The sequence below is a fragment of the Paraburkholderia domus genome (genome assembly GCF_905220705.1).
In the GTDB taxonomy this organism is placed as follows: Bacteria; Pseudomonadota; Gammaproteobacteria; order Burkholderiales; family Burkholderiaceae; genus Paraburkholderia; species Paraburkholderia domus.
This window is the reverse complement of the sequence record NZ_CAJNAT010000017.1, coordinates 61,665-86,565: the sequence shown is the minus strand read 5'-3', so window position 1 is coordinate 86,565 and position 24,901 is coordinate 61,665. Positions and strand designations below refer to the sequence as shown.

Here is a 24,901-nt window from a genome sequence, read left to right as displayed (position 1 = left end):
ACACTGGGAAGGGGAGCAACCAATATGAGCAATGCAATTGAGGTGGCAGACAGCACGGGCTGGCGCATCGGCGTCCTGTATTCAAGGACCGGCGTCACGTCCGTAACTGAATCCGAGCATTTTTTTGGTACCGTACTCGCGATCGAGGAAATCAACGCAAACGGTGGTGTACTGGGCCGTCCGCTGGATCCCGTCGCCTACGATCCGAAAGGCGACCCCGATGAGTACCGCCGGCTCGCGGCTCGTCTGCTCCTGGAGGACGACATCAATGTCCTGTTCGGGTGCTCCACATCATCGTCCCGTAAGGCCGTACTGCCGGTCGTCGAGCGTACGAATTCGTTGCTGTGGTACTGCTCGATCTATGAGGGATTCGAATACTCTCCAAACGTGATCTACACAGGTGCAGTGCCGAACCAGAACAGCATGCAGCTGGCAGCATATCTTCTTCAACATAAGGCGGAACGATTCTTCCTGGTTGGTGCCGATTACGTCTATCCGCGCGAGTCAAACCGGATCATGAGAGACATGGTTGAGCAGCATGGCGGCGAGATCGTCGAAGAGATCTATTTACCCAGCGACGCCAGCGAAGAACAGCTCGACGAGGTCATACGTGACATCCGCTCCCTCGAGCCGGACGTTGTTTTCTCGACGCTCATCGGAGCGGGTGCACGCAGGTTCTACAGTTTGTACCGGGATCGCGGGATAGATCCGCAGCGGATTCCTATCGCGAGCCTTACGATGGCGGAAGGTGAGACCCAGTTGATTGGGCCGGAGCGCTGCGAAGGTCATCTGACCGCGGCGACGTACTTCAACAACCTGGACAACGACAGCAATCGCCGTTTCCTGGATTTGTGGCGGGCCCGTTTCGGAGAGCAACCGGCCAGCATGTGGTCCGAGATGGCCTACAATCAAGTCCATCTCTTCGCCCGCGCGTTGGAAAAAGTCGGCAGCCTCGATACGCGGAAGCTAGTTCGTGCGGTGCATCAGGTGACACTGGACTCGCCAGAGGGAATCCTCACAATCGATCCGGAGAACAACCACTGCGTGCTGACGCCGCGGATAGGGATTTGTCGGGCGGACGGACGCTACGAAATCGTCTGGCAGAATTCCGAGCCGGTGAAGCCGGATCCCTACCTGTCGACCTATGGTTTCGCTGATTTCTGGTTGAGGTGATACGCATGGACTCCAGCATTCGTCGACTATATGAGGACTTGCGAACCGTTCGGGTGGTTGTTGTACACCCGCCCGGTGAGGACCGCGATACCCTGGTGGATCAGTTGAGGCGCATCGGATGTCAGTTGAGCCTGGTGTGGCCGTTCCCGCCCACGCCTCCGAGTGGCGCAGATGTGATCCTCTTTCATGTAACTCAGGAGCTGCAAGGAGGTGGCGTCTGGTGTTCGAGCGAAGTGGACGCCACTCTCGTAGCGCTGGCGGATTATGAGAGTCCGACGACACTGAAGCTTCTTTTGAATACCCACGCGCACGGAGTTCTTACCAAGCCGTTCCGCTCAGCGGGCGTGTTGAACACGCTGGTGCTCGCGCGTTCTGCGAAGAACTTCCAGACCGTGCAGCAGCACAAGATTCGAAAGCTGGAAGACACGATAAAGTCGAGGCGGCAGATCGAAAAGGCGATTCGTGTGCTCATGGAGCACGAACAGATGAGCGAATCGCAGGCGTACGAACACATGCGCTCCCGCGCGACGGCCCTGCGCGTAACGGTTGCGGAAGTTGCCGGAATGGTCGTCGATGCGCGCGAGACCCTCGACAAACTAGGGTTGAATGACGGAACACGCCGGCGGCCATAGGCTGCGGTCACGTCCGTGAGTCATTTGGCTGGATATAGATAGATAAACATAGTAGACCGAAGCGTCTGTCACCGACTTTTCAACAGCATGGGCCGGCTGCTGCCATACGTAGAGGACTGTGGCCGATACCCCTCCCTCGCCTGCGCCAACGGCCCGCGAACGGATGTCGAAATTTGTGGGAGTGACAGGACTGCTCGTTTCATAACGTTGGTGACACATTTAATTCGCGTCGCCCAAACCCTTGTCCAGTAAGGCTCGACCGATACACGAACGTCGCATTCCCGCCAGTTGACACTTTTACTGTTGCAACGGTGACAGATTTAATACGCTCTACGCCAGCTGAAGGGCGAGCCGCTCGACCTGTGGGTGCAGAAGGATGTCGTGGTAGGCGTGCAATAAAGAGTTCGCCAAGGTTCGCGCCTTGGCATTTTTCCTGTGTCAATTTTCGTCAGGCACCTGGGGTTCGAGGCGCAGTGGAACGGTTACGCAAAAAAACCATAACCACTCCACTGCGCCTCGAACCCCAACAGCAATTCTTCGACGGCGCGAAGACTCAATTGGAAGCGAAAGGCAGTATGACTTTGCGTGGGGCAAGGGCTGGCCCGCCGTGGGGAAACCTGGGCGAACGTGACTCGCATGTTTGGAGCCGCATTCACGCGGGGGAAAAAGGCGAAACCTTGTTCCGGCCAGTGGCCTTGGCGTTGTACAGCGCTTCGTCAGCTGCCTTGATCACCGCGGTTACATCGCCGTCCTGCTCCGGTGTCCAGCTGGCCGTGCCGATGCTCGCGGTGACGCGTCCGTATTCGCTGCCCGCATGTTCGATGGCCAGTTCGCTGATCGCTTCCCTGATCTGTTCGGCGATCTGCGCGGCACCTGCAGGCGGGGTGTCCGGCAGCACCACGACGAACTCCTCTCCGCCGTAGCGCGCCGCGCTATCCACGGGCCGCCGGATGTTGTCGCCAATGCAGCGTGCCACCGCAGCGAGCGCATCGTCGCCCGCCTGGTGACCGTACGTGTCGTTGTAGGCCTTGAACCGATCGATATCCACGAACAGCAGCGAAAACATGCTGCGCGAGCGACGCGCCCGGCGCCACTCCTGGTCGAGAATCTCGCCCAGGGTACGGCGATTGTTGAGGCCTGTCAGGCCGTCGGTTCTCGCGAGCAGTTCCAGCTCCGATTCGGCACGTATCCGGCGCCGCAATTGCGCGCCCAGCAGGAACGAAAGCGCGACGAACCCGAGACCAAATGCAACCATTAGCGACCCGATTGTCATGGCACGCTGCCGCCAGGCGGCGTAAATATCCTGTTCGGCCTCGGCCACCATGATGATCAGCGGCAGATCCGGAAAATTCCTGAAGAGGTAGAGCCGGCGCACCCCATCGATTGACGCGGTGTCCGAGAAGCTGCCTTCCGGTGCCGACCTGAAATGCTGGAACGTGCTGGCCTTGCTGATATCGCGTCCGATGGTGCGCACGTCGTACGGCTGGCGCATCACCATGATGCCGTCCTGGCCGATCAGAGACACCGCGCCGTGGGATCCGAGCGACAGTCCCGCGAAGAGGTTATGGAAATATTCGAGGTTGACGGCGATCAGCACGACGCCGGCGAACGAACCGTCCGGATGGGAAAGCCGCCTGGTCAGCGCAATGCTGGGCGAGCCGCCCCGCAGGCGGGAGGCATATGGATCGCTGATATATAGGCCCACGTTCGGGTTGTCGCGCTGGATGATGAAATACTTGCGATCGGCAAAGTTGCCCTTGCGCGGGATGTCGCTGCCCGAGTCGATGACGATGTTGCCCGACGCATCCAGCACCAGCATCGAGCCCAGGTATTTGGCAGTTGCTGCGCGATCGAACAGCATCTGGCGGCGCTGACGAGGCGGCAACGCCAGCACGTCCGGGTCGCGCATGCCGTCGACCACCGCCTGCAGCGAGAGCGCGTAGAGTTCGAAATTCCGTTCGATGTCCCGCTCGGCAATCAGGGCAAGATTGCGCGATGTTTCACGGGCACGGTCCATTGCATCGAGCCGCCCCTGGTACAGTACCGTCGCGCACAAGGAAACCATGACCAGAGCGACGAAAATCCCGCCCCAGATAATCGCCTGGGGCGCCAGACGGCCGCGCCACAGTCGACCGGCAAAGGACGAAAGCTCGCAGCTCTTTCTTGTTACGGTCTCCACCCCACCCCCAATGCTCACGAAATCTGACCGCGCCTACCGATGCCGGCCGGGGCCAACAGTCGTGCGACGATCGTCATGCGCGGAGCAACGTTTCCAGATCCGGTCGCTGAAAGCGACGAAGATTTTACCGGTTCACCACTGCATTATCGGCAATTGGTCCGCTTTCTTGACCCATATCATATGCGCAATTGGCTCGCTATCTGGTGCAAATGGGGTCGTTTGCATGACAGCCGATCACGACGTCAGGCGAAAATTAAGTCTTCAAAGCTGTGATGGATTTATTAGTATGTAGAAAGGCATCTTCACCATGCATGCTGCCCGTTGCTTCCGCTGGAACCGTTCTTCGCTCCGGTCCGGCAGTCGCAGACGACGTGTTGTCAACGATGACAGCCCGGTCGCGCAAGACGGATGGCGATGCGTCTGCAGACGGATGCCGTTACGCGCGGTACATGCCAGATGGCGCGAGATGGTAATCCACCGCGCCGTCTGCCAGTTGGATCTGCTCGACGACGAATCTCCGTGCACCCCAACGCCTACAGCCAGGGGAAGGAGTGATGCATGACGACGGTGCTATTGGTTGACGACGAACCCGAGACCCTGGCAGCTTGGGAAATCTGCTGCGAGCGCGATGGATTCGACGTGAAAGCCGCGGGCGATGGCCAGGCGGCGTTGGCCGTCCTGACGTCGACCGCGGTCGACATCGTCGTAGCCGATTGGCGCATGCCAGTCATGTCGGGCAGTGCGCTGTGCCACCACATCCGGAACACACCCGGTCTGACTGAGACGGTTTTTATCCTGGTATCGGCCGAGCCAAGCCCGCCTGCCTTTGTGCGGTATGACGGCTTTATGCGCAAGCCCGTCGACGTCCCGGAACTGCTGGCGACGATGCGGCGCCTGCTCGCTGAGCACGCGGCCGAATGTGCCGCCACGCGGGGTCGCGCCTTGACGCACTGAACACGGCTGCAATCGACTCTGACATTCCCTGCAACGACGGTCTGAAAAAAGAAGGGGTAGCTGCACGCAGCAACTCAGACCCGTCAAACACGCCCTATGTTTACTTCGCGAACACCCTTCACATCACGCAGCGCAATCGCGGCCCGGTTCACCTCGTAGCGTGGCTGCTCGGCGTGCTCCATGCCCGGCAGACGCCACACTGGATATTCGAGTCGCTCGTCATCACCACCACCGCGCCGATCCCGAACAGGCGTTGCCACCACGGATGCACGGATGTGACATCCTGAGTAAGCACTCGATCGGGGCCGCCGAGTGCTTACCATTTGATCAGCGAACTCCGAAGCGGACCGAGGCCAGTATGCGATTAAACAGGCGCGATGGACTTGCACAGACCCCTGTGCGAGACGCTTCAGTCATAACCCTAAGCGATCGCTGCGCCTTCAATTACAGACCTTCCGTATTGAGCCCGTCAGGATGCATGCCATCTATGATCGACCGTCCCTCAGCGAAACCGGCCTGTTCCGCAGCTTCTGCAGTCAGCAGATCGGCGATCGGGTGAGCAAAGCTTACCCGCTGCGCAGACGCGTAACGAACGTCAGCTCCGGGGCGTGCAACGTAGCCGGTATAACCGAATGGGATATTCGGTGGGTGAGGCGAGTATTCAGCAACCGCGAGGACACGAATCGTAAAGCCGTTGTATTCGTCAAACCGTTCCTTTCCCTCAGCCATGGCGGTCTCCCATCATTTATGTGCACGGAATCGGCGTGTGCGGCTCACTCACCGTTTTCGTCGCACCATTCGATAGCCCATGCCCTCGCGCATGAGATTGCATCGGCCTCGTCGACAAAGGAAGCGATGTCGCCCGAATCATGCGTTTCGACGCGGTCTTCTGCGCTTCCAGGCCCGCGACTGATTCGGGCCCTCGCGACGTAATGCCCATCGCTGGCGCGACGTGCCCGGCAATCGATGTGAAACGCCTTGTATTCGAACTGCATCGATGGCTCCCAAACGGCGGTTCATTAGAAGAATAGTCGTTGCGTGGAACAACGTGGAGGTGCGCCGCGACAGATGTCCGCAACTTTGTTCCAATAGTCTCAGACCGGGCGACGGAAGAAGACCCTGCCTTCAATGTCAACGACTTGCGGATCGGCCGGCTCGCAGGCGAACCGCGAATCGCAATTGTGACGGGTTAGGATCCCAGCCACCGTCGGTATCCTGGAGAAATCCTGGCATGCCCGTCGACATGAAGAAGCTGCGCGCGTCGGCACAATCAGGACGCTCAGTCGTGGAGTAATGTAAAGGTGGTGAGGATTCCTTAAACAGAATCCATCGCTGCCTTCATGTGAGCGGCACGCGGGCAGCCAGCTTGGATTAAGAATGAACCCACCTTACGTCTTTTTCAAGTAGGCGCTGCACCATCCCTTTGCATTGACCAGCTTGCCGTCATAGATCGGACAGGGACCATTGGCGCTGCCGGGCTTACCCTGGTAGAGCTGACAATTTGCGCAAACCTGACCAGTCTGGTACTTCGGATATCTGGTCTTGTCCTCGTTGAGCGTTAACCGACCACCAGATTCACAATGAGAAGCAACAAGGCAATAAATGCGCCCATTGCGGCGATTGCAGCAATGACAACGACCACAGGATTCAGTTGCGTTGCTTCCGCTTCAAGATTTTTTCGTTTGTTGACACCAAGAAATGCCCAGAAGACCGCGCGGAACGCACGCACAACCTGAGCTTTGGCACTTTCAGCCATCCGTTGACCCTCCCTCATAAATCACAAAATGAGCTAGTGAGATCGTCACCATTCCTCTTCCTCGGCCTCTTCGGCGGACGCATCCACAAGCGTTTGGCCGTAGATCACCATGCACTCGGCGCACGGTGCTTGCATCAAAATACGGCGATGCCCATGTCGCTGAAGGCATTGTTCATGTTCCCAATAACGTAAGCTTGAGCAAGATGCTCCGGCCGGTAATCGTGACTTCCGCAGGCATCACAAAACCCCGCGCCGTTGCAAGCTTGATCATCACGTTCAGGCTCGCGCTGCCACTTTCATTTTCGCCGGCGGACTGAGCCGACAGCATCACAACACGGTGCGGAACTGCCTCGGGCACCTGCGGTCTCGCAACGCTCGTCGTTACCAATTGCTCTGGATGGGACATCGGGGTTAGCGCAAGAGTTGGATCGCGAAGGCCGGGCGAGCGTCGAGGGGCACGGACGAACTGAATCGGTCCAGTCACAGAAGTCTCGTGGCGATCCGCACCGGGTTCGAGCCTGCTGCATGCTGATCACTGAAACTCCCCTCGACCTCGACCAGCGCGAAGGTCGTGCTGTCAGGCGATACCGTGAGGACAACATCGCAGTGTACCGGCGTCGCTCGCGTGGCAACCGCGAGAGGTGCACCAGATTGAAGCCGCCATTACCCATAGTTGACTTCGTGTACCGTTGGATTCAACTGAACACCTCAATTTTCCTGCTGCCTTGCGAAAAACAGATCGCGTAGGGCAGTTGCATGCTAATACCATTAGCATATTCTGTAAATGTGTTTGCCTGGGGGCATTGTCCCCCGTACAGAGCTGTTCCGCCGTCCTGTCGATGCTCGCCGTGTACAGGCTGTGCAGACCCGCCTACCGGTGACTGCTTTCTCCAGATCATGCCGATGCGGAAACTCCGCGCGGGACTCGACTGACATCCGTCTCAAGCCGGGCTCAAATGGGACGGTTGTGAGCGCAATCCGACCGGAGCTCCGGGGGCAAGCGCGTTCGCAAGCGTCTGGCGCCGGTCATGCGCAGCGGTAAGCAACGTCGCTGTACCTTATAAATGGGATATGTAGTGACACCATCGAGACGACTATTTTGTCTCAATGGCATACATTTCCGTCGGCTCACCGACCAATCGGAATTCCGGTCGGGTCGATGTAACCCAGCCAATGTGCGACCCATAAACTGAGAAACAGGGTGATGGACAGCCCCACCCGCACTGCAAGCGACCAGGCCATCCTTCCGGTGCGTCCGCGGTCGTGGTTCATGAAATAAAGCGCAGAAATCAGGCTGCCGATGATCAGCGCGAATGCGATTGCTACGAGAACATCCTTCATTTCTGACTTCCTGACTGGTAAGAAGGATCTGAATGAACCAGGGCAGCCAGCTTGCGTCGCTCCGCTACCACATCACTTGCGCCGGTCGCCGGCCAGTCCAACGCGATCCCATCCTTCAGCGATTGGCGTGCGAGTGCCTGATAATCCCAATCATCAATCTGGTCATGCTTCATTGCACTGGCAATCTCACGTCGAAATTGTGGCGGAAAATCTGTATATGCGCTCGAAAGTGCTGCGTATTGTCGCGCATCGATTTCCTTTGACGAAGGTATGGAAGTCCAGATGACCACGCCAACGATCGCAATCAGTGGTACTGCGGTATAACTAAGTACGAACTTGGCTGGACTCATGAAATCTCACTATTCTCGATTACTAACTAATTCTGGGTGATAGGGACTTGCTACTCCACGCATTCAAGTCCCGAGTCCCGCGGATTCACTCTGCGCAGGAAGCGCTTTCCACTTTCAATCGTATCTACATCGTCGTCGAGGTGTAGCCACACAGACGGGAGGACTTACCCAAATTCAGGCGTCGATTCTCCAGCACACGTCTCCAATTGAAGGCCGAACCAGACGCCTCCAGTCTAGACACTCGCCGTCTTTCAGGCGTCTGGCCGTTGCGGATAAACGGAGATCGCTTACCCAACTCATGGACCGCGCATGTGCCAGCAACGCTTGCCTCGACGGCAAATGACGCGAGTCCTTCCAGGCGAAGCCGACATAGTTCGCCCCCCCACTGCACGACACAAGCGCATACGAGATGCCAAACACCGCTTCAAGTTTTTGCACGTGGAACGGCAATCCTGGATCGTCGCCAGTGAAATTGACAACGAGTACGCCAGAATCCGTCAATCTCTCGCGGCACGTGGCAAAGAACTCGAAGTTCGCGCACTGGTCAGACATTCCGCGGGCGCCGAATGCGTCGAGCAGGATCACGTCTGTCGCTATAGCGGCGTCTCGCATGTACTCTGCTCCGTCAGCGCAAATCACCTTGAACCGACCATCATCCGCCGGTATCTGGAAAACGTCGCGCAGGGCGATCACCTCAGCGCTGATTTCGATTGCGGTAATAGTGGATTCGGGCAGGCGGCGATAGCAGTATTTCGCCTGCGATCCGCCACCCAGGCCGATCATGCATATGTGTTCGGGTTGGGGTTGGAGGAGTAGAAACCCCATCATCGTGCGCGTGTAGCCGAGAACGAGCTCGTCTGGCGACCTGCGCGACATCGAGCTCTGTATCGCAAAATGATCAAAATGCAACGATATCCCACGCTTCGTTTCCAGCACGAACGGCCGCCCGTCGTCCAGCGGTGTCGATAAAAACTCGACAAATGCATCATAAGATGCCCAATCATCACTCATCTCAAGCATTCATCCTGGCAGCTGAAACGATCTGATGTCCAGACCTGACTTGCTCGCGCGACGGCCGTGATGCCTGTCATACGCACCTGATCAGACCTTCCTCAGATAGCACGCCTTAAGCATGAAACTGCCCGCGTCCATCCGGCAGTCCACTTCGTGATCACCTTCCACCAGACGAATGCTCTTGACGCGGATACCCACCTTCAGTGTGATTGAGGAGCCTTTGACGCGCAGATCCTTTACCAGAACCACCGAATCTCCGTCTGACAGGGCATTCCCATTTGCGTCCCTGATAACGTTCATCTCCGGCAGATCGTCCGACGCCTGCATCGAGTGGGGCGACCATTCGTGACCACAATCAGCACAAACATTTAGCGTGCCGTCAGGGTAGGTGTTCTCCTGGGCACAGTTGGGACACGGCGGCACATCCGACATACATTCTCCCTTCAAGTTATTCGAAGCGTGCAAAAACCAATGCGTGAGCGGCTCGCATCGTCCCGCCCGGCCACTTGGAGTGACGTTTAGATACACACATTCTATTATAATAGAACTCGACTATAATTACCCTTTCCAAGGTAAACGTCGGTTACGTCCTGACCTGGCGTTGCTGAACACAACCGGAACCGGCTCGACGAGGACATCACCATGTTTGATCTGGACGGAGTATTGCTATCACCTGACCGTCGACCCACTTCTCTGGGGGAGCAGGTGGGTAGCCGCGGAATTGTCGTCGTTGGCGTGGGCAAAGACGGGGAACGTGGCTTCCAGATGGCCTATCGGTTCAACTGCATTGGAAAACGGTTGGTGAGGGCAGGTGTCAATCTTGTCCTGATCTACCCGAAGGTATCCTCACGGTACGTGCTGGACCCACTGTCCGTCGCTAGTAGCCGCTTCCAGGGCAGCCCCGTTTTGCTGCTCGACGGGGATGGACATTTCTTCCGACGGCCGCAGCAGGCGCGCTCATTGAGCTTTGCGCACATGGATCGCGGCCTGCGACTGATCGTCGCAGCGAACATCGATCTGCAGGACAACGCATGGGCCGATTTGCTGCAGACATTTCTGTCCAGCACCCTGGAATCCGACGGGTATCCAGCAATACAGATTGAATGTCACCGCAGTACGAAGTCAGATTCACAGTGCCCGCCTTGAAAAAGCTTTCCCAGCGGGGCCCGATATGCGGGCGTGCCGTCTCCGCGGATCTGCGCGGGCGCGGTTGTGCTCGGGTCCAAACGAACCATGATGGGTTTCGCGCGGATACGCGACGACCAGTCGCACATCGGAACCAGCTTGTCGATTACCCTGCGCAGGCAGGGCGTTCATGAAAAACCGTGCCTCACCTTTGCGGTTGACACAAGACGCAATTGCAACAGCAATGACGTAAGCGGCCGCCAGGGGGCTAATGACCCGGTAAGTCTGGTGGGCTTCAGATCGTGGTCGAGGAATCTTGCGAAAGGGACAGGCTTCTGAATAAAGCCCAGTGAACTCGCCGGTAAAGCGGATTGCGGATTTCGAGGGGCGGACGAATCTGAGAGAGGCTGCGGGCAGGCGCGATGGACTTCTTTCAGAGGAGAGGCAAAGGTCTCGACACCGGAATCACTTTCAATCGATAAACGGGCGGGCGAAAGGGGCGTGGCCCACATTGCCGATGCAGGCGCGTGTGGTCCTGATTGCCGACAACGGCCGCTACGCCTCCGAATAGCTACGCACAAATAGGCAGAATTTTGATGGCACGCAAGATTTTCGGGAATGCTCTGGCCACTCGGGGCAAAGCACTCTTCCTTCCCATGCCACGGGCCGACGTAGATGCACTCATGCTTCAGCACCGGATGGCACTCGAGGCTGCGCGCGGCAGACACGGCGACGCGTCCGTTACGCGGCGGCTTTATATGGTTATCCTGATGACCCGTTATCTCACGGAGGACGGGCACGGACTACTCACTCTCGATAGCGTGCGTGAGGCGGAGCAGGAAGTGGCCGCGATCTTTGATCGTGGAGAAGCCGTGGGCGACTGGAGCTACCCGGACAAAGTGATTGGGCTGATTTCTACGGTCATCAATGAGTATGACAGGCAACTCAGGGAAACCCGTCTTCAGGCAATTCTTCGGGCGAACGAGCGTCTGGGTCGCCTGATCGCACACGGAGCTGCCATTGCCGCAGCGGAGGGCAACGGTTAGAGAGGTGGGGTCGGCGCGCGGCACTTTGTCACGGAAATAATCAACCTTCCACGTATCGTAAATCTAACTATACTGAAAGAAATCGCCTTGATTCAGGAGTGCCTGGCTCAAGCAGCGGGCTCCGGGCAGGACATCAAGACGAACAGGCCTGGCCGCAGGGAGAAACGTATGTTCAAGCATCTGCTGGTGCCGACTGACGGGTCAGCCCTCTCGGAAGCCGCGATCCAGATGGCGGTGACGCTCGCGAGCGAAAGTGGCGCCAAGGTTACGGGGCTTCATGTCATCCCGGAATTCCGTGTCCTGGCGTACGGCGCCGAAGTGATCGCAGACACCGAGGACCAGTTCATTCAGGCTGCTCGACAGCATGCGGATGACTACCTCATGGTCCTCACAAAAGCGGCCACCCAGGCCGGTGTCGAGTGCGATACGTTCACCAGGAACCGCGCTCACCCATACGAGGCGATTATCAGCGTGGCGGCGCAACGAAACTGTGATCTCATCGTCATGGCGTCCCACGGCAGAGGCGGCATGCGCGCCGTGTTGCTTGGCAGTGAGACCCAGAAGGTGCTGACGCACTGCCAGATCCCGGTTCTCGTCGTCCGGGAGCCGACATAGACCGGTGCGGGTTGTGTTGTGGAATCCAGCACGCCATCGACTGAATCAAAGCCGTCTCCGCCCCAGACGTACATTGTCGCCCGCACTTCGCTCGCGGCCATCCCGGGTGCGCATCTAGCCCCCCATCGTCTCCATCACCGGCACCACCACGAGGCTGGCAACGGTGACCGTTGACTTCAGGCTTTCGCGCGTGCACGGAAAACGTCGGCGACGTACTGAGCCGGTTCGGTATTCATTCGGCACGTCCGCTGCCCAGCACCCACACCGCGACAATCACCAGAAAGATCGAGCAGGAGCTCCACTGGGTCAGGACGCTAGACCACGCCAACGCTGGATCTGAAGTTGCCTCTGTATGGCCGGCCATATGCAGGAGCACACCGGGCGCGAGCTTTAACTGCCGTTCCACGGCCCACCACTTCAGAGTCAGGGCAATCGACGCCAGTCCGCTGCCGATCACGATGACGCCGAGGAACGGGTCACCACCCGTGCGGGGCCGCCGGGAAGCGAAGTGCCGCGTAAGGTATGTCAGGGCGGTGCCGTTGACGATGGCCGAGAGCATCACAAACCATAGTGGAAAGCGCAGGCTGATTGCCACCATGAAGACGATGATCGTCAGCACCTGTGGCCACGCTCTGCCGATTGCTTTCAGCCGGTTCAATTGCTCACTCATCGCGCGTCGTCCCTAAAAATATCAGCGTGGCACACTGGGGCGGTCATCACACGTGGGCTCCGTGCGGAACCCTTACCCATGAACACCATGATTGGCGAGTGTCCCGGACCGTGATCATGGCGGGGAGGTTGCGTGTTTCGTACGAAGCGCGGTGAGAATGCCCCTCAGAATATCGATGGGAGGCGGCGGACAACCCGGTATCGTGACGTCGACAGGCAAGAAGTTAGACAGTGGCCCACACACGGCGTAGCTTTCCCTGAACATGCCGCCTGTGCAGGCGCACTCGCCGACCGCGACGACGAGCTTTGGGTGGGGCGTTGCCTCGTAGGCCCGCCGCACCGCTTCCTTCATGTTCAATGTCAGAGGGCCGGTGACCAGCAGCATGTCGGCATGGCGGGGACTGGCGACGAACCTGATACCAAGACCTTCGACGTTGTAGTACGGGTTGTTGAGCGCATGGATTTCCAGTTCGCAGCCGTTGCAGGAGCCTGCATCGACCTCGCGAATGCACAGCGCCCGGCCGAGCACATCGAGTATTTCCTGCTGGATCCGGTGGCCTTCGGCCCGCCATGCGTCATCGCCCTCGGGCACGCGCAGAGTCGGCGTGCCAGTTGTCGCGATCTGTTTGAGAAGTTGCCACATTACAGGTCGTGTCCCGCGTAGTTCAGATTGAACGACTTGTTGATCAGCGGGAAATCCGGAACGATATTGCCGATGATCGCGTGCTCCAGGGCTGGCCAGATCTGCCACGACGGGTCGTGGCAGTGGCAACGCGAAATTGTCCCGCTAGCCCCGGTCTCCAGTGCGACGAATACGTCGCCGCGCCAGCCCTCGATCCAGCCGACCCCGCGGGATCGAGAGCCGTCGTGTTCAATCCGGGAGACGATCGCCCCACCCGGCAGATCGGCCAGGAGGGTGCGAATCAACCGGATAGATTCGTAGATTTCGCCGAAGCGGACCGCGACCCGGGCTGCCACATCGCCCCGGTCATCGCTGACCATCTGCGCCTGAATCTCATGGTAGGGCGCGTAAGGGTGATCGACACGCACATCGGTTTTCCGGCCGCTTGCTCGCCCAACCAGCCCGCACACGCCGAAGTGATCTGCCACCTTGGCGGAGAGTATGCCCGCTCCTGCAAAACGATCCTGCAGCCCCGATTGATCGTCGTAAATGCGTTGCATCACACGAACCTGCGCGTCGATCTGGTCGCACTGCGTCAGCATCGCTGTGATGGAACGCGCATCGATATCCTTCGCCACGCCCCCTGGCACGATCCGATCCATCAGATAGCGGTGTCCAAAAACCCGATCGTTCAGGCGGAGCCAGTCTTCCTTCAGGCGGGAAAACTGTGCGAGACCGTACGCGAACCCGGCATCGTTACCCAGCGCACCCAGATCGCCCAGATGGTTGGCAATGCGCTCGCGCTCGAGCAGCAGCGCGCGCAGCCACTGCGCGCGTGGCGGAATCTGTACATCGAGTGCCCGTTCGACCGCCATGCAATAGGCCCAGGTAAAGGCGACCGTTGTGTCTCCGGCGATACGTCCTGCGAGACGGTGTCCGTCGAGCGCTGGCACGTGCTCGAACAGCCGCTCGATTCCCCGGTGCGCATAGCCCAGCCGCTCCTCGAGGCGCAACACCTTTTCGCCGACGACCGAAAAGCGGAAGTGTCCGGGCTCGATCACGCCTGCGTGGATCGGACCGACGGCAATCTCGTGGACACCGTCACCCTCGACGTGGACAAACGGATAGTCGGCTTCCTGGGATTGAAACCGCTCGGTCCCGGAGGACAATTTCTGCAATGGAAAGTAATCGACAGGCCAGTTGCCATGATTCAGCCATGGCCGTGTATCTTCGGCGCCGATCGCACGCAGCCCGACCAGATCGTAGACAGCCCGTTGCATGCGTGTCGCGCACGGAAAGATTGCCGATATAGCCGGGTATCCGTCGCTGTCCCCATGCCCGTCGCCTACCGGCAACTGAAGCCACAGGATTCCGTCTTCCAGCGCGTAAGCTGCGGAGATCGCGAATGTGCCTGGCGCTTCTTCGGCACCCCACAGGGAGATCAGACGGCCACCCGTCTCGCGCACGGTGCCGGCGGTGCGGGTCCACGTGTCATGATCGACCCGTGCGAGAAAAGCCGAAGACCTGCCCGCGAACACGGACAGGCGAACCAGGTTGGGAAACCCGAATGCCTCGATGCGCATGTGTCACCCCGCAATCATGGCCGCCGCCTGCCGATACCACGTCGCAAGATAGGGCGGAATGTAGAGTCCCAGCATCAGACCGATGCCGAGATGGACGAACACAGGCAGCAACGCTGGCGGGTGTTCGAGAACTTTGGCCGTCGTGTCGCCGAACACCATGCCCTGCACGCGCACGAAGATGGCCGCGAACGCCACGGCAAGCGCGAGCAACAGGAAGGGCGTGGCCCACGGGAGTTTGCTCATTGCGGTCGTCAGGATCAGGAACTCGCTCGCGAAGACGCCGAATGGCGGCATGCCCAGGATCGCGAGCGCGCCGAGCATCATGCCCCACCCAACGGTCGGGCTCACGCGCAACAGGCCGCGGATGTCGTCAATCGCCTGGGTGCCGGCCTTCTGGGCCGCATGCCCGACTGTAAAGAAGATGGCCGACTTCACCAGCGAATGCACCGTCATGTGGAGCAGGCCCGCAAACGTCGCAATGGGGCCGCCGAGCCCGAATGCAAACGTCATCAGACCCATGTGCTCGATCGACGAATACGAAAAGAGCCGCTTGACGTCTTTCTGCCGGAACAGCGAAAAGGTTGCGACCAGCACCGAGACCAGCCCGAATCCGACCAGCAGGTTTCCCGGCAGGCCGTTATGGAGTGCACCATCGGCCAGCACCTTGCAGCGCAGCACCGCATAGAGCGCGACGTTGAGCAGCAGGCCGGATAGCACGGCCGAAATCGGCGTGGGGCCTTCGGCATGCGCGTCGGGCAGCCAGTTGTGCATCGGCACGAGGCCGACCTTGGTGCCATAGCCAATCAGCAGGAACACGAACGCGAGCGAAATGATGGTCGGGTCGAGACTGCCTTTGACCGCGTTCAGACTGGTCCAGAGCAGCGCGTCGCCGCCACCGAGCTGCCGGCTTGCGGCGAGATAGAGCAGGATCGTGCCGAACAGCGCCTGCGCGATGCCGACGCCGCACAGGATGAAGTACTTCCACGCGGCTTCGAGGCTGGCTGCCGTGCGATAGACGCTGACGAGCAGCACCGTCGCGAGCGTGGCAGCTTCCATGGCGACCCAGAGGATGCCCATGTTGTTGGTCAGCAGCGCGAGCAGCATCGCAAAGATGAACAGCTGGTACATGCTGTGATAAAGGCGCATGCGAGGGCCGGTCATCTTGCCGCGGTCACGCTCGATGCGCATGTACGGCCTCGAAAAGATCGACGTGGTCCAACCGACGAAGGCCGTCAGCGCGACGAGGAACACATTGAGCGGATCGACGAAGAACAGCTTGCCCAGCGCGAACGCAGGCCCGTGCGCCACGGTTTGCACGGCAAGCAGCGCGGCGGCCGCGAATGTGAGGAAACTGAACCCGACGTTGAGCTCTGCGGCGACATGGTGCTGTCCCACCAGCGCCAGACATGCGCCTGCGAAAAGCGGGATCCCGAAAACCAGCAGCAGTACCCAGGCTTCAGTCATCCTTGAGTTTTTCCAGGTGATGAATGTCCAGACTGTCGAACTGCTCTCGGATCTGGAACATGAACACGCCGAGGATCAGGATGCCCACCAGCACATCGAGTCCAATGCCGAGTTCGACGATCATCGGCATGCCGTTCGTTGCCGCGGCAGCGGCAAAGAACAGACCGTTCTCCATCGACAGGAAGCCGATTACCTGAGGGATCGCCTTCGCGCGGGTAATCATCATCATGAACGACAGCAGCACGCAGGCAAGCGCGATGCCGAGCGTGCCGCGTGCGACCGATGAGGCGAGCTGGCTGATCGGCGACGCCACGTTGAATGCAATGATCACGAGCACGATGCCGATCAGCAGCGTGGCGGGAATGTTGAGGAGCGGCTCCACGTCCGTCTTGACGTTCAGGCGCTGCACGAGCCTATAAAGTATCCAGGGGATCAGGCCAACCTTGAGCACCAGGGTGAGTGCGGCGGAGATATAGAGGTGCACGTCGGCGGTGACGTATCCGAGGATCACATTGGCTGACACGAGTGTCAGGCCCTGCAGCGTATAGAGGTGGATCAGCGACAGGATCCGGCGCTGGCTGAGCATCGCGAACGACAGCAGCAGCAGGATCGCGGCCAGGAAGTTGATGATCTGCGTGGCGAATCCGTGCATCACGCCCCCAGCAGAAAGTGAACGAGCATGCCGATGACGGCCAGCAGAAACGCTGTCGCGAGGAACTCCGGCACGCGGAAAATGCGCATCTTCGCGTTGGTCGTCTCGACGACCGCAAGCGCCGCGCCACCTATCAATAGCTTGACGAAGAGCGCCGGTATGGCGAGCAGCAGCGCCATCGGATTGCCGGCCTCGGCGATGCCCCACGGGATGAACAAGGCGAGGCCGATGCAGGAGTACGCGAACAGTTTGAGGCTCGCGGCCCATTCCATCAGCGCGAGATGCCGGCCGGAATACTCGAGGATCAGCGCCTCGTGGATCATCGTCAGTTCGAGGTGCGTGGTCGGGTTGTCGACCGGCAGGCGCGCGTTTTCGGCGAGCGACACCATCGTGAATGCGATCCCCGCGAACGCGAGGCTCGGATAGATCGCCAGTTCGCGATGGCTGAGCGTGGAGACGATGCTGGTCAGCAAGGTCGACTTCGTGATCAGTGACGCCGAAAAAAGGACCATCAGCAGGGCAGGCTCCGCGAGGAAGCCTACCAGCATCTCGCGGCGCGCGCCGAGCGTGCCGAACGCGGTGCCGATGTCCATCGCGGCCAGCGAGATTGTCACGCGAGCCAGCGCGAAAAGGCCTACCAGGGCGATCGCGTCCGCAGCCGGCGAGAGCGGCAGATCGGTGGAAAGCGTGGGCACGATCGCACAAGCGAGCGTCATGCAAGCCCAGACGACATATGGCGCGCCGCGAAATATGGGGCTGGCGTGGTCGGCGACGACCGACTCCTTGTTGAACAGCTTGTGAAGCATTCGGTAAGGCTGCCAGATGCTGGGCGCACGGCGGTTCTGCAAGCGCGCGCGGCACATGTTGACCCAACCGCCTAGCAAGGGCGCTGCTGCGAGCGCGAGCAGGATTTCCAGCCCCTGGGAGAGCAATCCGGAGAGTGTGATCATCGTCTCACCAGCATCAGCAGGACGATCAGCACGAGAAAGCTGTGCATCAGATAGACGGCAATGCGGCCTGTCTGGAGCAAGCCGGCCAGTGCCGCGATTCGCCGGACCAGTCGCTCGAGCGGCTCGTAAATCAGGGTCCACGCGCGATCCGTCACGGTGACGCTGTACGCGGGGTGTTCGTCGAACGGAGAGGGCAGCCGCCGTTCGATCCTGAACAGCGGCGCGAAGATCTCCCGGATCGGCTGCCCGAACCCTTCTGCCGTGTCCTGCATACGCGCGTTCACGAACGGAAAGCCGCAGGCCCAGGGGGCAGCACGTCGCAGGCGCCCATGGTAAAGACGGCGTACCAGCAGCCACGCGAGCCCGCAACAGGCAACGAAGAACAGCAGGAAAACCAGCGGCATGTAGCTGGCCCGGCCTACACTGGTGGGTGCGAGCAGCAGCCAGCCATTCCTCGCGACGGTGGCGCCGATCCCCGCGCCAATCAGCATCTGTGTGACGCGATCCAGAACGATCACGAACTGCACCGGCAACAGCCCGAGCAGCACGCATATCGCTGCGAGCCACACGAAGCCGACGCGCTCCCACGGACTTGCATCCCGTGCATCGCGTAACTTCGCCTCGCGAGGCTGGCCGAGAAAGATGATGCCGAAGAACTTGACCATCGTGTAGCCCGCGAGCGCGGCCACGAGAGCAATCAGCGCGGCGACGAGCGGGACCACCATGTTCAGGAACGGGTCAGGCAGCCCTGGCGTAAACAGAAAGCTCTGCAGCAGCAGCCATTCGGAGACGAAGCCGCTCAACGGCGGCAGACCCGCACTTGCAAACGCGCCCACGAGTGCAGCCCAGGCGGTCCACGGCATGAAGCGGATCAGGCCGCCCAGTCGCCCGAGATTGCGCTCGCCCGTCGCATGGAGCACGGAACCGGTGCCGAGAAACAGCAGGCTCTTGAATGTCGCGTGGCTGGCGATCTGATAGAGCAGGGCCGTCAACGACAGGGCAGCCAGCGCGCTCATTCCGTATGCGCGAAACAGGATCGTCAGCCCCATGCTGACGAACATCAAGCCGATGTTGTCGATTGATGAGTACGCAAGCAGCTGCTTCATGTCCGTCTGGATGGCGCTGAACACGACCCCGAACAGCGCGGTGAAGAGTCCGAGCATCAGCATGAGCACGCCCCACCACGCGATCTGCACGTGCAGCAGGTCGAACACTGTGCGCAACACGCCGTACAGGCCCGCTTTCAGGACGAACCCGCTCATGAGGGCCGATACCGGCGACGGCGCCGCCGGATGAGCCTCCGGCAGCCAGACATGCAGCGGAAATATGCCTGCTTTTGTGCCGAAACCGAACAGCGCCAGCAGAAACGCGATGGATGCCCAGAACACGTCCAGATGCTGTTGTCGCATGTTGGCGAACGTATAGTCGCCGGTATTGGCCTGTAACAGGCCGAAGCAGAGCAGGAGCGCCAGCGCGCCGACGTGGGAGATCAGGAAGTAGAGCCAGGCGGCCCGGCGAATCTCGGCGATGCGGTGATTGGTCATCACCAGGAAGGTGGCCGATATCGTCATCGTCTCCCACGCGACCATGAAGCAATATGCATCGTCCGCCAGCAGCAGCACCGCCATACTCGCGAGGCACACGTGATATTCGAAGCACAGCAATCCGGGTGGCGTGCCCTCGCCCTTGCGGAAATAACCGGCGGAGAACGCGCTTACACCCGTGCTTACCACGCCAAGTACCGTGAGGAAATACGCCGACAGGCCGTCGAGCCTCAGATGAAACGGCAGGTCCGGCAACCCGAGCGGCAGGACGGCTTCCTGGGGATCCGAAAATACACCTGCCAGGCCCAGTCCGCACAGAAGCAGACCGAATACGGCACCGAGCGGAAACAGGCCATGTGCCACCACGCGTGTGCGGTGCAGGTTCGCGAGTCCCAGAACCCCGACGACCAACCAGCCGGCGACCACCAGCAGCACGTAATGGACGACCAGCAGATGTTCCATCGGCGTTGTCTCCGGTGCCCTCAGACGTCCTGTCCGACGGTCAGTGTGTGGGGCGAAGGGTATCCCGGAACGGCCTCTGCCCGGTGATGACGTTCCATTTTTTTGACATACCGGTACAGGTCGAGCCCCATCGATTTCGTGATGGCTTCCGCGCGGGCATAGAGGTCAAGCCATCCAGGGACGGTGCCCTGTTTGACCCCGATGGCAATGGTGTTGCCTTCACGTCGTGCCATAGTGTGGAACAGTTTTCCATCGCATGCGCGGCGTATCCGGTCGAGGTGGGTGGCGAGTCGCGGGTCGCTGTTCAGCAGGTTGGCCACCAGCACACCTTCGTCACGCAGCGCGGCATGGCAGGCGTCGTAGAAGGACTGGCTCGACAGGCTGGCAGGCAACCCGAACGCATCGAAGCCGTCGAGCAGGATCACGTCTGCGACGCCGGCCCTGTCCGCGAGATATTCGGCCGCGTCGGCGTGCACGATCTGGAACCGTTCCGAATCGGGCGGGATGACAAACCATTCGCGTAGCGCGATGACTCTCACGTCGATTTCGACTGTGGTCACCCGTGCCGCCGGAAACTTGTGAAAGCAGTATTTGGACAGTGATCCTCCGCCCAGACCCACGATCAAAATGTCTTTGGGATCGGGGCGAAAGAGCTGGAACGACATCATGGCCCGCGTGTACGGCAGGTCGAGCTCGACTGGATCGCTCCTGCGCATCGAGCTTTGTATGCCGAGAGCGTCGAAACACAGCGACCGCGTGCGCAGGCCCTCGTGTATCACGGGTTCCCCGAAAGTCTTGCCCCATCGCTCCGCCAGGGCACGTCTGAACTGATTGTGATCGGCCGACAATTCATTCTTCTCCTGAAACTGCGCAGATCAGGTGCCGCGAACCTGCGTCATGCAACGACCGGATCGTCACGGCGACCTTAATGTATCAGCCCGAACGGTGCGGGTGTGGATGCGGGTGCCGCACCCACACCCGAGCGTTTTTCGAAACGCGACACCGCGTGTATGAGCATGCGTGTCGCGCTTTCGAACAGGGCATCAGGCTCGAGTATGACGGCCGCTTCGGCGAGACGCCCTTGCGTGATGGAAATCGCGATGACCAGGGTGATCGTATGAAAACTTGCATGCGCCATCCTTAACTGCTGGAGTTCCGGAAACTCATCGCAGCGCGTGCCGTCTTCATGAAGCCAGCGACCGAGTGCGCAGCTGCGCTCATTGGCGAAAGCGCATGTATTGAGCTGCACGCGCTGGTGGATCCCGCACCGCAACGAGACGCCCGCCATCCGGTGTTCTTCAAGCGTATCGTCAAACAGCATGGCACTTCTCCCAATACGTCACGCGCGGCACCAGGTAGCCTGTCGGCCGCCTGTTTTTGTCGTCTTGCAATCAACCGCGTGCTGAGTCTGCATCGTTGCCGCTGGGGACCCATCCGCAACATCTCCTGGCATCACCCGCCCCTCGGAGTGCACGTTGGCCAGGGGCATCAAGTTAGCAGTTAATGATAATTGCGTTATCATCCTAGCAGCTTTATTGATCCGATTCCACAGGGGATGATCCAGCGAGACGCACAACGAACTTGCCGGCTTTGTTCGGGGCGCCGGGGACATGTCTATCAACCGATGCCGGATCTGAAAGGCCATCTGCTGTGCCCGTGCGTTGTTTCGTCGGCGCATGGTCTGACCACGCGAACCAGGAGCCATTAGCCGATGCCAGCACAGTATTTCCGGAGCCTGACCGGGAAGAACCGGAGCACCGGGGCAGACAGGCAACTTGGTTTTTCGCTCACGTTCGTGGCGGGCGCTACTAACGCCGGTGGCTTTCTGGCGGTGAAGCAGTACACGTCCCATATGAGCGGCGTGGTGTCCTCGATTGCCGACCAGGCGGCGCTGGGCGATCTCACACTGGTTCTGGCCGGCGCCGCATCGCTGATCTCGTTCCTGCTGGGCGCCGCCTGTTCCGCCGTGCTCGTGAACTGGGGGCGGCGCCGGCGGCTACACAGCCAGTACGCGTCGCCGTTGCTGATCGAGGCCGTCCTGTTGCTGTGTTTCGGGCTGCTCGGCAGTCATCTGGCGCTGTGGGATACGCTGTTCGTACCAGCGACCGTTGTGCTCCTGTGCTTCATCATGGGTCTGCAGAACGCCATGATCACCAAACTGTCCGGTGCCGAAATCCGTACCACCCACATGACCGGAATCGTGACGGACATCGGCATCGAACTGGGCAAGCTCTTTTACTGGAATTCCGCGAGGACCGACCCTGGCGCACCCTTCGTACTGGCGAATCGGGCGAGGCTGAAAGTGCACGGAACGATGCTGGCCATGTTCGTCGTCGGTGGTTTTACCGGTGCGATGGGATTCAAGCACATCGGCTACGCGTCGACGGTACCGCTTGCGGGCGTGCTGATTGTGCTGGCTATCGTGCCACTGGTTGACGACCTGCGCGAGCAGGCCTATCGACTCGACCGACTCGACCGCTAGACGCCGGGCACGGGTCGCGAGACTGATTCCAGTGCAGCGTCGGTTGCGTTACCGGCACCTTTGCGGTGGCCGTCGTCGACTGATCTCAACAGTGCGCAGCGCAGCCGCCCGTTCAGGAGCCGGATCGATCCTCGATGCAGGAACGCTCTCCGGGCGTACGCGTGTGTGCATGGAAGAAGCGGCGAACTGACTGGCCGTCCTTCGCAATGGGTACCGCCAAATCATGATAATACAATTATCATTGACTTATCCTGAAATGCTAATAATATAGCAGGCTTGGGCAGGAATCTTGTTGGTCACGTTGCAGGCCGGGCTTGCGCGAAACGAGGTGTATGCCTGTGCGCGGCAGGGAGGTCGACGTGATTGATGCAAGTGTTCCGCTGCTGTCCCACGACTACACGCACCTGTATCTGCGGGACGTGATGGGTCGTCGCGGATTGATCGTCATTGGCGTGGGCAAGGCGGGCGAACGCGGATTCCAGATGCTTTACCGTTTTTCGGATATCTGCGACCGTCTGGAAGAATGCGGAGTCAACGTCATTTTTGTCTATCAGAAGGGATCGGCCCGCCATGTCCTGGATGCGACCTCCCTGCTCGGGGGCCGCTACAGGCAGAAGCCATTTCTGTTTCTTGATGACGACGGCCAGTTCTTTGTCGGGCCGCCGCACCCAAGGTCGCTTCGCGCCATTTACCTCGATCGGGAAATGAAGCGGCTGGACACGGCCGAAATCGCTTTGGGAAATGAAATGTGGGACCCGCTGCTGCGGGCTTTCTTTGCCCGGGTCGTCGCCGGTTTGATGCACTGAGCACGGCCGGCCGGTTCGGGCCTGGGTTACGGTTTACACAGGGGGCGGGTTGGTTGAGGCATTGATTCAGGTGGGCGGCACGTGGGGTTTGAACGGACACGGGTCGGCGAGGCTTGCCGTTCACGCATCCCGGTTCGTGAGCGACATCATCTGCATGGCGAACGGCCGGTCCGTCAATGCCAAGGATGTCATGTCGGTGATGTCCCTGCGGGCAAAGGCAGGCACCCAGCTGCACATTCTGGCAGCTGGTCCTGACGAGACCGCAGCGCTTGAGGCGCTCTCGGCCATGCTGTGTACGCAGGAATCCTCTTGACTGACCGCTGCAAGGGGGCGTGGCCTTCGCCTGCCGATTGCCCCTGCATCGGAATTTTTCGATCACGCACATGAAAAGAAAGAGGAAGGCGAACAGGCCGGTGGTCATAGAGAACGACCAGGTCGTTTCGCTGTACTTTGACGCGCGCGGGGTGCAGAGCACCATGTTGCGGCGCGATCCCTACGCCCTTGCGCTGGGTTACACGCGCACCATGATGGGCTTCCTGCTGTTCCGGCCATTCCCGCGCCGCATTTCGATGATCGGTCTGGGTGGCGGCTCGCTGGCGAAATACTGCTATCGCCATTTGCCCGACACCATGATTTCCGTCGTCGAAATCAATCCCCAGGTGATCGCGCTGCGCGACCGGTTTCATGTGCCGCGTGACAGTGAGCGCTTCAGGGTGGTTTGTGCTGATGGGGCGCAGTACGTCACGGTTCCGGATCACCGGCCCGATGTGCTGCTGGTTGACGGTTTCAATGCCGATGGCCTGCCCGCAGAGCTGGGCAGCAGAACGTTCTATGAAGCCTGTCGCCGCAGGTTGAGCGATGACGGCGTCCTGGTGGCCAATCTGGTAACCGACGAACCGGATTTCCATCGCTACCTGCGCTCGCTCAGGGAAGTTTTCGCGAACGCAGTGACCCTGGCACCGTCCGAAGGCAGTGAACACAACGTCACTGTTTTTGCGTGGAAAGGCGCGGATGAGATCCCGTCCTTCGCAACGATGCTTGACCGGGCGCGCGCACTCGGAACGACGCACGCGGTGAATCTCCATGCGACGGCCACGCGCATCGAGTACGGCAAGAAATTCAACTGGCATCGATATGAGCAAACGTGCTGAGCGGATGCGTCTATCGCTGATGGATGGCAACCCCTGCATGTTCGCGACCTGTTTGAGCAGGCGCATTCCCGAGGATAGAAGATGACAGCGGAAAGCCACAACGACAGCAACCCCTTGACCCATGCAGCCATCTGGGCGCTTGAGCGTCTGGCCCAGCAACGATACGGCCGCGATGCGCCCACGTTAAACTGGTCGGTCGCGCAGGAACTGCGTAACGCCGGGTTGGTATCCGTCCCAGCGAATGGGCGAGGCGGTGTGTCGATTACCCGGGCTGGACAGGATTTTCTGCGTGTCAGGGCGGAGATTTAGCGCACCGCGCCATGCGTTGCAC

The 24,901-nt window shown here is 59.9% G+C and carries 30 protein-coding genes; 11 read left to right on the top strand and 19 right to left on the bottom strand.

Going from position 1 to position 24,901, the window contains the following annotated elements:
* Nucleotides 1-24: 24 nt before the first annotated feature.
* Nucleotides 25-1,173 (top strand): transporter substrate-binding domain-containing protein, encoded by a 1,149-nt coding sequence (locus KHO31_RS25145; protein ID WP_201078775.1) that lies wholly within the window; start codon nucleotides 25-27, stop codon nucleotides 1,171-1,173.
* 5 nt (nucleotides 1,174-1,178) lie between these two features.
* Nucleotides 1,179-1,805, top strand: a complete 627-nt coding sequence (locus tag KHO31_RS25140) for an ANTAR domain-containing response regulator (RefSeq protein WP_201078777.1) — start codon at nucleotides 1,179-1,181, stop codon at nucleotides 1,803-1,805.
* A 652-nt stretch (nucleotides 1,806-2,457) separates the two neighbouring features.
* Here the strand turns inward: KHO31_RS25140 and KHO31_RS25135 are convergent.
* Nucleotides 2,458-3,933, bottom strand: a complete 1,476-nt coding sequence (locus tag KHO31_RS25135; protein ID WP_236071455.1) for a sensor domain-containing diguanylate cyclase — start codon at nucleotides 3,931-3,933, stop codon at nucleotides 2,458-2,460.
* A gap of 609 nt (nucleotides 3,934-4,542) precedes the next feature.
* Here KHO31_RS25135 and KHO31_RS25130 point away from each other — a divergent pair.
* Nucleotides 4,543-4,938 (top strand): response regulator, encoded by a 396-nt coding sequence (locus tag KHO31_RS25130; protein ID WP_201078779.1) that lies wholly within the window; start codon nucleotides 4,543-4,545, stop codon nucleotides 4,936-4,938.
* A gap of 444 nt (nucleotides 4,939-5,382) precedes the next feature.
* On the opposite strand, the gene KHO31_RS25125 is transcribed toward KHO31_RS25130, so the two are convergent.
* The 9 genes from KHO31_RS25125 to KHO31_RS25090 all read right to left on the bottom strand — a co-directional run bounded on the left by KHO31_RS25125 (nucleotide 5,383) and on the right by KHO31_RS25090 (nucleotide 9,831).
* Nucleotides 5,383-5,667, bottom strand: a complete 285-nt coding sequence (locus KHO31_RS25125) for a hypothetical protein (protein WP_201078781.1) — start codon at nucleotides 5,665-5,667, stop codon at nucleotides 5,383-5,385.
* Nucleotides 5,668-5,711: 44 nt separating this feature from the next.
* Nucleotides 5,712-5,933 carry a hypothetical protein gene (locus tag KHO31_RS39450; RefSeq protein ID WP_236071447.1) on the bottom strand — a complete coding sequence of 74 codons (222 nt, stop codon included), beginning with the start codon at nucleotides 5,931-5,933 and terminating at the stop codon, nucleotides 5,712-5,714.
* 393 nt (nucleotides 5,934-6,326) lie between these two features.
* The gene (locus KHO31_RS25120) at nucleotides 6,327-6,542 is read right to left on the bottom strand and encodes a high-potential iron-sulfur protein (protein ID WP_201078909.1); all 216 of its coding nucleotides are present in this window, start codon (nucleotides 6,540-6,542) and stop codon (nucleotides 6,327-6,329) included.
* Complete coding sequence (locus KHO31_RS25115) at nucleotides 6,497-6,694, bottom strand: DUF2970 domain-containing protein (RefSeq protein WP_201078783.1); 198 nt, start codon at nucleotides 6,692-6,694, stop codon at nucleotides 6,497-6,499. Before KHO31_RS25115 ends, KHO31_RS25120 begins: the two co-directional genes overlap by 46 nt.
* A 172-nt stretch (nucleotides 6,695-6,866) precedes the next feature.
* Complete coding sequence (locus tag KHO31_RS25110; protein WP_211624344.1) at nucleotides 6,867-7,052, bottom strand: hypothetical protein; 186 nt, start codon at nucleotides 7,050-7,052, stop codon at nucleotides 6,867-6,869.
* 770 nt (nucleotides 7,053-7,822) lie between these two features.
* Nucleotides 7,823-8,035: a twin transmembrane helix small protein gene (locus KHO31_RS25105; RefSeq protein WP_137958864.1), complete on the bottom strand. Its 213-nt coding sequence runs from the start codon at nucleotides 8,033-8,035 to the stop codon at nucleotides 7,823-7,825.
* A complete protein-coding gene (locus KHO31_RS25100; RefSeq protein WP_201078787.1) occupies nucleotides 8,032-8,385 on the bottom strand; it encodes a hypothetical protein in 354 nt (117 codons plus the stop codon). Before KHO31_RS25100 ends, KHO31_RS25105 begins: the two co-directional genes overlap by 4 nt.
* A 174-nt stretch (nucleotides 8,386-8,559) precedes the next feature.
* Nucleotides 8,560-9,396, bottom strand: coding sequence for a spermine/spermidine synthase domain-containing protein (locus tag KHO31_RS25095; protein WP_201078789.1), 837 nt, complete (start codon nucleotides 9,394-9,396; stop codon nucleotides 8,560-8,562).
* Between the two features lie 90 nt (nucleotides 9,397-9,486).
* Entirely contained in the window at nucleotides 9,487-9,831 is a 345-nt protein-coding gene (locus tag KHO31_RS25090) for a zinc ribbon domain-containing protein YjdM (RefSeq protein WP_201078791.1), read from the bottom strand.
* 210 nt (nucleotides 9,832-10,041) lie between these two features.
* On the opposite strand from KHO31_RS25090, the gene KHO31_RS25085 reads away from it, so the two are divergent.
* The 3 genes from KHO31_RS25085 to KHO31_RS25075 all read left to right on the top strand — a co-directional run bounded on the left by KHO31_RS25085 (nucleotide 10,042) and on the right by KHO31_RS25075 (nucleotide 12,185).
* Nucleotides 10,042-10,545 carry a hypothetical protein gene (locus KHO31_RS25085; protein WP_201078793.1) on the top strand — a complete coding sequence of 168 codons (504 nt, stop codon included), beginning with the start codon at nucleotides 10,042-10,044 and terminating at the stop codon, nucleotides 10,543-10,545.
* 575 nt (nucleotides 10,546-11,120) lie between these two features.
* A complete protein-coding gene (locus KHO31_RS25080; RefSeq protein ID WP_201078795.1) occupies nucleotides 11,121-11,570 on the top strand; it encodes a Fis family transcriptional regulator in 450 nt (149 codons plus the stop codon).
* A gap of 168 nt (nucleotides 11,571-11,738) precedes the next feature.
* A complete protein-coding gene (locus tag KHO31_RS25075) occupies nucleotides 11,739-12,185 on the top strand; it encodes a universal stress protein (RefSeq protein ID WP_201078797.1) in 447 nt (148 codons plus the stop codon).
* Between the two features lie 232 nt (nucleotides 12,186-12,417).
* Here KHO31_RS25075 and KHO31_RS25070 read toward each other — a convergent pair whose 3' ends face one another.
* The 9 genes from KHO31_RS25070 to KHO31_RS25030 all read right to left on the bottom strand — a co-directional run bounded on the left by KHO31_RS25070 (nucleotide 12,418) and on the right by KHO31_RS25030 (nucleotide 21,452).
* Nucleotides 12,418-12,855, bottom strand: coding sequence for a hypothetical protein (locus tag KHO31_RS25070; protein WP_201078799.1), 438 nt, complete (start codon nucleotides 12,853-12,855; stop codon nucleotides 12,418-12,420).
* Nucleotides 12,856-12,969: 114 nt separating this feature from the next.
* Nucleotides 12,970-13,497, bottom strand: coding sequence for an NADH-quinone oxidoreductase subunit B family protein (locus KHO31_RS25065; RefSeq protein ID WP_137958857.1), 528 nt, complete (start codon nucleotides 13,495-13,497; stop codon nucleotides 12,970-12,972).
* A complete protein-coding gene (locus KHO31_RS25060) occupies nucleotides 13,497-15,059 on the bottom strand; it encodes a hydrogenase large subunit (RefSeq protein WP_201078802.1) in 1,563 nt (520 codons plus the stop codon). Before KHO31_RS25060 ends, KHO31_RS25065 begins: the two co-directional genes overlap by 1 nt.
* 3 nt (nucleotides 15,060-15,062) lie before the next feature.
* Nucleotides 15,063-16,523: a hydrogenase 4 subunit F gene (locus tag KHO31_RS25055; protein WP_201078803.1), complete on the bottom strand. Its 1,461-nt coding sequence runs from the start codon at nucleotides 16,521-16,523 to the stop codon at nucleotides 15,063-15,065.
* Complete coding sequence (locus KHO31_RS25050; RefSeq protein WP_121113789.1) at nucleotides 16,516-17,175, bottom strand: formate hydrogenlyase; 660 nt, start codon at nucleotides 17,173-17,175, stop codon at nucleotides 16,516-16,518. Before KHO31_RS25050 ends, KHO31_RS25055 begins: the two co-directional genes overlap by 8 nt.
* Nucleotides 17,175-18,125 carry a respiratory chain complex I subunit 1 family protein gene (locus KHO31_RS25045; RefSeq protein WP_201078805.1) on the bottom strand — a complete coding sequence of 317 codons (951 nt, stop codon included), beginning with the start codon at nucleotides 18,123-18,125 and terminating at the stop codon, nucleotides 17,175-17,177. The genes KHO31_RS25050 and KHO31_RS25045 overlap by 1 nt, the downstream gene beginning before the upstream one ends.
* The gene (gene hyfB, locus KHO31_RS25040; protein WP_201078807.1) at nucleotides 18,122-20,131 is read right to left on the bottom strand and encodes a hydrogenase 4 subunit B; all 2,010 of its coding nucleotides are present in this window, start codon (nucleotides 20,129-20,131) and stop codon (nucleotides 18,122-18,124) included. The genes KHO31_RS25045 and hyfB overlap by 4 nt, the downstream gene beginning before the upstream one ends.
* 20 nt (nucleotides 20,132-20,151) lie before the next feature.
* Complete coding sequence (locus KHO31_RS25035) at nucleotides 20,152-20,979, bottom strand: fused MFS/spermidine synthase (protein ID WP_201078809.1); 828 nt, start codon at nucleotides 20,977-20,979, stop codon at nucleotides 20,152-20,154.
* Nucleotides 20,980-21,056: 77 nt separating this feature from the next.
* Nucleotides 21,057-21,452 carry a CZB domain-containing protein gene (locus tag KHO31_RS25030; RefSeq protein ID WP_201078811.1) on the bottom strand — a complete coding sequence of 132 codons (396 nt, stop codon included), beginning with the start codon at nucleotides 21,450-21,452 and terminating at the stop codon, nucleotides 21,057-21,059.
* A 390-nt stretch (nucleotides 21,453-21,842) separates the two neighbouring features.
* Between KHO31_RS25030 and KHO31_RS25025 the strand changes: the two genes are divergently transcribed.
* From KHO31_RS25025 to KHO31_RS25005, 5 genes are all read left to right on the top strand, one after another.
* Entirely contained in the window at nucleotides 21,843-22,613 is a 771-nt protein-coding gene (locus KHO31_RS25025) for a YoaK family protein (protein ID WP_201078813.1), read from the top strand.
* Nucleotides 22,614-22,972: 359 nt separating this feature from the next.
* Nucleotides 22,973-23,419 carry a hypothetical protein gene (locus KHO31_RS25020; protein ID WP_201078815.1) on the top strand — a complete coding sequence of 149 codons (447 nt, stop codon included), beginning with the start codon at nucleotides 22,973-22,975 and terminating at the stop codon, nucleotides 23,417-23,419.
* A 49-nt stretch (nucleotides 23,420-23,468) separates the two neighbouring features.
* Entirely contained in the window at nucleotides 23,469-23,732 is a 264-nt protein-coding gene (locus KHO31_RS25015; RefSeq protein ID WP_201078817.1) for an HPr family phosphocarrier protein, read from the top strand.
* A 37-nt stretch (nucleotides 23,733-23,769) separates the two neighbouring features.
* The gene (locus KHO31_RS25010; RefSeq protein WP_407945963.1) at nucleotides 23,770-24,570 is read left to right on the top strand and encodes a fused MFS/spermidine synthase; all 801 of its coding nucleotides are present in this window, start codon (nucleotides 23,770-23,772) and stop codon (nucleotides 24,568-24,570) included.
* Between the two features lie 81 nt (nucleotides 24,571-24,651).
* Complete coding sequence (locus KHO31_RS25005) at nucleotides 24,652-24,879, top strand: hypothetical protein (RefSeq protein WP_201078819.1); 228 nt, start codon at nucleotides 24,652-24,654, stop codon at nucleotides 24,877-24,879.
* Nucleotides 24,880-24,901: the final 22 nt, after the last annotated feature.

Excerpts from the sequence above, each read along its gene's own strand:
- KHO31_RS25145 (WP_201078775.1), top strand. The coding sequence starts at position 25 with ATGAGCAATGCAATTGAGGTGGCAGACAGCACGGGCTGGCGCATCGGC.
- KHO31_RS25140 (WP_201078777.1), top strand. The coding sequence starts at position 1,179 with ATGGACTCCAGCATTCGTCGACTATATGAGGACTTGCGAACCGTTCGG.
- KHO31_RS25130 (WP_201078779.1), top strand. The coding sequence starts at position 4,543 with ATGACGACGGTGCTATTGGTTGACGACGAACCCGAGACCCTGGCAGCT.
- KHO31_RS25125 (WP_201078781.1), bottom strand. The coding sequence starts at position 5,667 with ATGGCTGAGGGAAAGGAACGGTTTGACGAATACAACGGCTTTACGATT.
- KHO31_RS39450 (WP_236071447.1), bottom strand. The coding sequence starts at position 5,933 with ATGCAGTTCGAATACAAGGCGTTTCACATCGATTGCCGGGCACGTCGC.
- KHO31_RS25115 (WP_201078783.1), bottom strand. The coding sequence starts at position 6,694 with ATGGCTGAAAGTGCCAAAGCTCAGGTTGTGCGTGCGTTCCGCGCGGTC.
- KHO31_RS25105 (WP_137958864.1), bottom strand. The coding sequence starts at position 8,035 with ATGAAGGATGTTCTCGTAGCAATCGCATTCGCGCTGATCATCGGCAGC.
- KHO31_RS25100 (WP_201078787.1), bottom strand. The coding sequence starts at position 8,385 with ATGAGTCCAGCCAAGTTCGTACTTAGTTATACCGCAGTACCACTGATT.
- KHO31_RS25095 (WP_201078789.1), bottom strand. The coding sequence starts at position 9,396 with ATGAGTGATGATTGGGCATCTTATGATGCATTTGTCGAGTTTTTATCG.
- KHO31_RS25090 (WP_201078791.1), bottom strand. The coding sequence starts at position 9,831 with ATGTCGGATGTGCCGCCGTGTCCCAACTGTGCCCAGGAGAACACCTAC.
- KHO31_RS25085 (WP_201078793.1), top strand. The coding sequence starts at position 10,042 with ATGTTTGATCTGGACGGAGTATTGCTATCACCTGACCGTCGACCCACT.
- KHO31_RS25080 (WP_201078795.1), top strand. The coding sequence starts at position 11,121 with ATGGCACGCAAGATTTTCGGGAATGCTCTGGCCACTCGGGGCAAAGCA.
- KHO31_RS25075 (WP_201078797.1), top strand. The coding sequence starts at position 11,739 with ATGTTCAAGCATCTGCTGGTGCCGACTGACGGGTCAGCCCTCTCGGAA.
- KHO31_RS25070 (WP_201078799.1), bottom strand. The coding sequence starts at position 12,855 with ATGAGTGAGCAATTGAACCGGCTGAAAGCAATCGGCAGAGCGTGGCCA.
- KHO31_RS25065 (WP_137958857.1), bottom strand. The coding sequence starts at position 13,497 with ATGTGGCAACTTCTCAAACAGATCGCGACAACTGGCACGCCGACTCTG.
- KHO31_RS25060 (WP_201078802.1), bottom strand. The coding sequence starts at position 15,059 with ATGCGCATCGAGGCATTCGGGTTTCCCAACCTGGTTCGCCTGTCCGTG.
- KHO31_RS25055 (WP_201078803.1), bottom strand. The coding sequence starts at position 16,523 with ATGACTGAAGCCTGGGTACTGCTGCTGGTTTTCGGGATCCCGCTTTTC.
- KHO31_RS25050 (WP_121113789.1), bottom strand. The coding sequence starts at position 17,175 with ATGCACGGATTCGCCACGCAGATCATCAACTTCCTGGCCGCGATCCTG.
- KHO31_RS25045 (WP_201078805.1), bottom strand. The coding sequence starts at position 18,125 with ATGATCACACTCTCCGGATTGCTCTCCCAGGGGCTGGAAATCCTGCTC.
- hyfB (WP_201078807.1), bottom strand. The coding sequence starts at position 20,131 with ATGGAACATCTGCTGGTCGTCCATTACGTGCTGCTGGTGGTCGCCGGC.
- KHO31_RS25030 (WP_201078811.1), bottom strand. The coding sequence starts at position 21,452 with ATGCTGTTTGACGATACGCTTGAAGAACACCGGATGGCGGGCGTCTCG.
- KHO31_RS25025 (WP_201078813.1), top strand. The coding sequence starts at position 21,843 with ATGCCAGCACAGTATTTCCGGAGCCTGACCGGGAAGAACCGGAGCACC.
- KHO31_RS25005 (WP_201078819.1), top strand. The coding sequence starts at position 24,652 with ATGACAGCGGAAAGCCACAACGACAGCAACCCCTTGACCCATGCAGCC.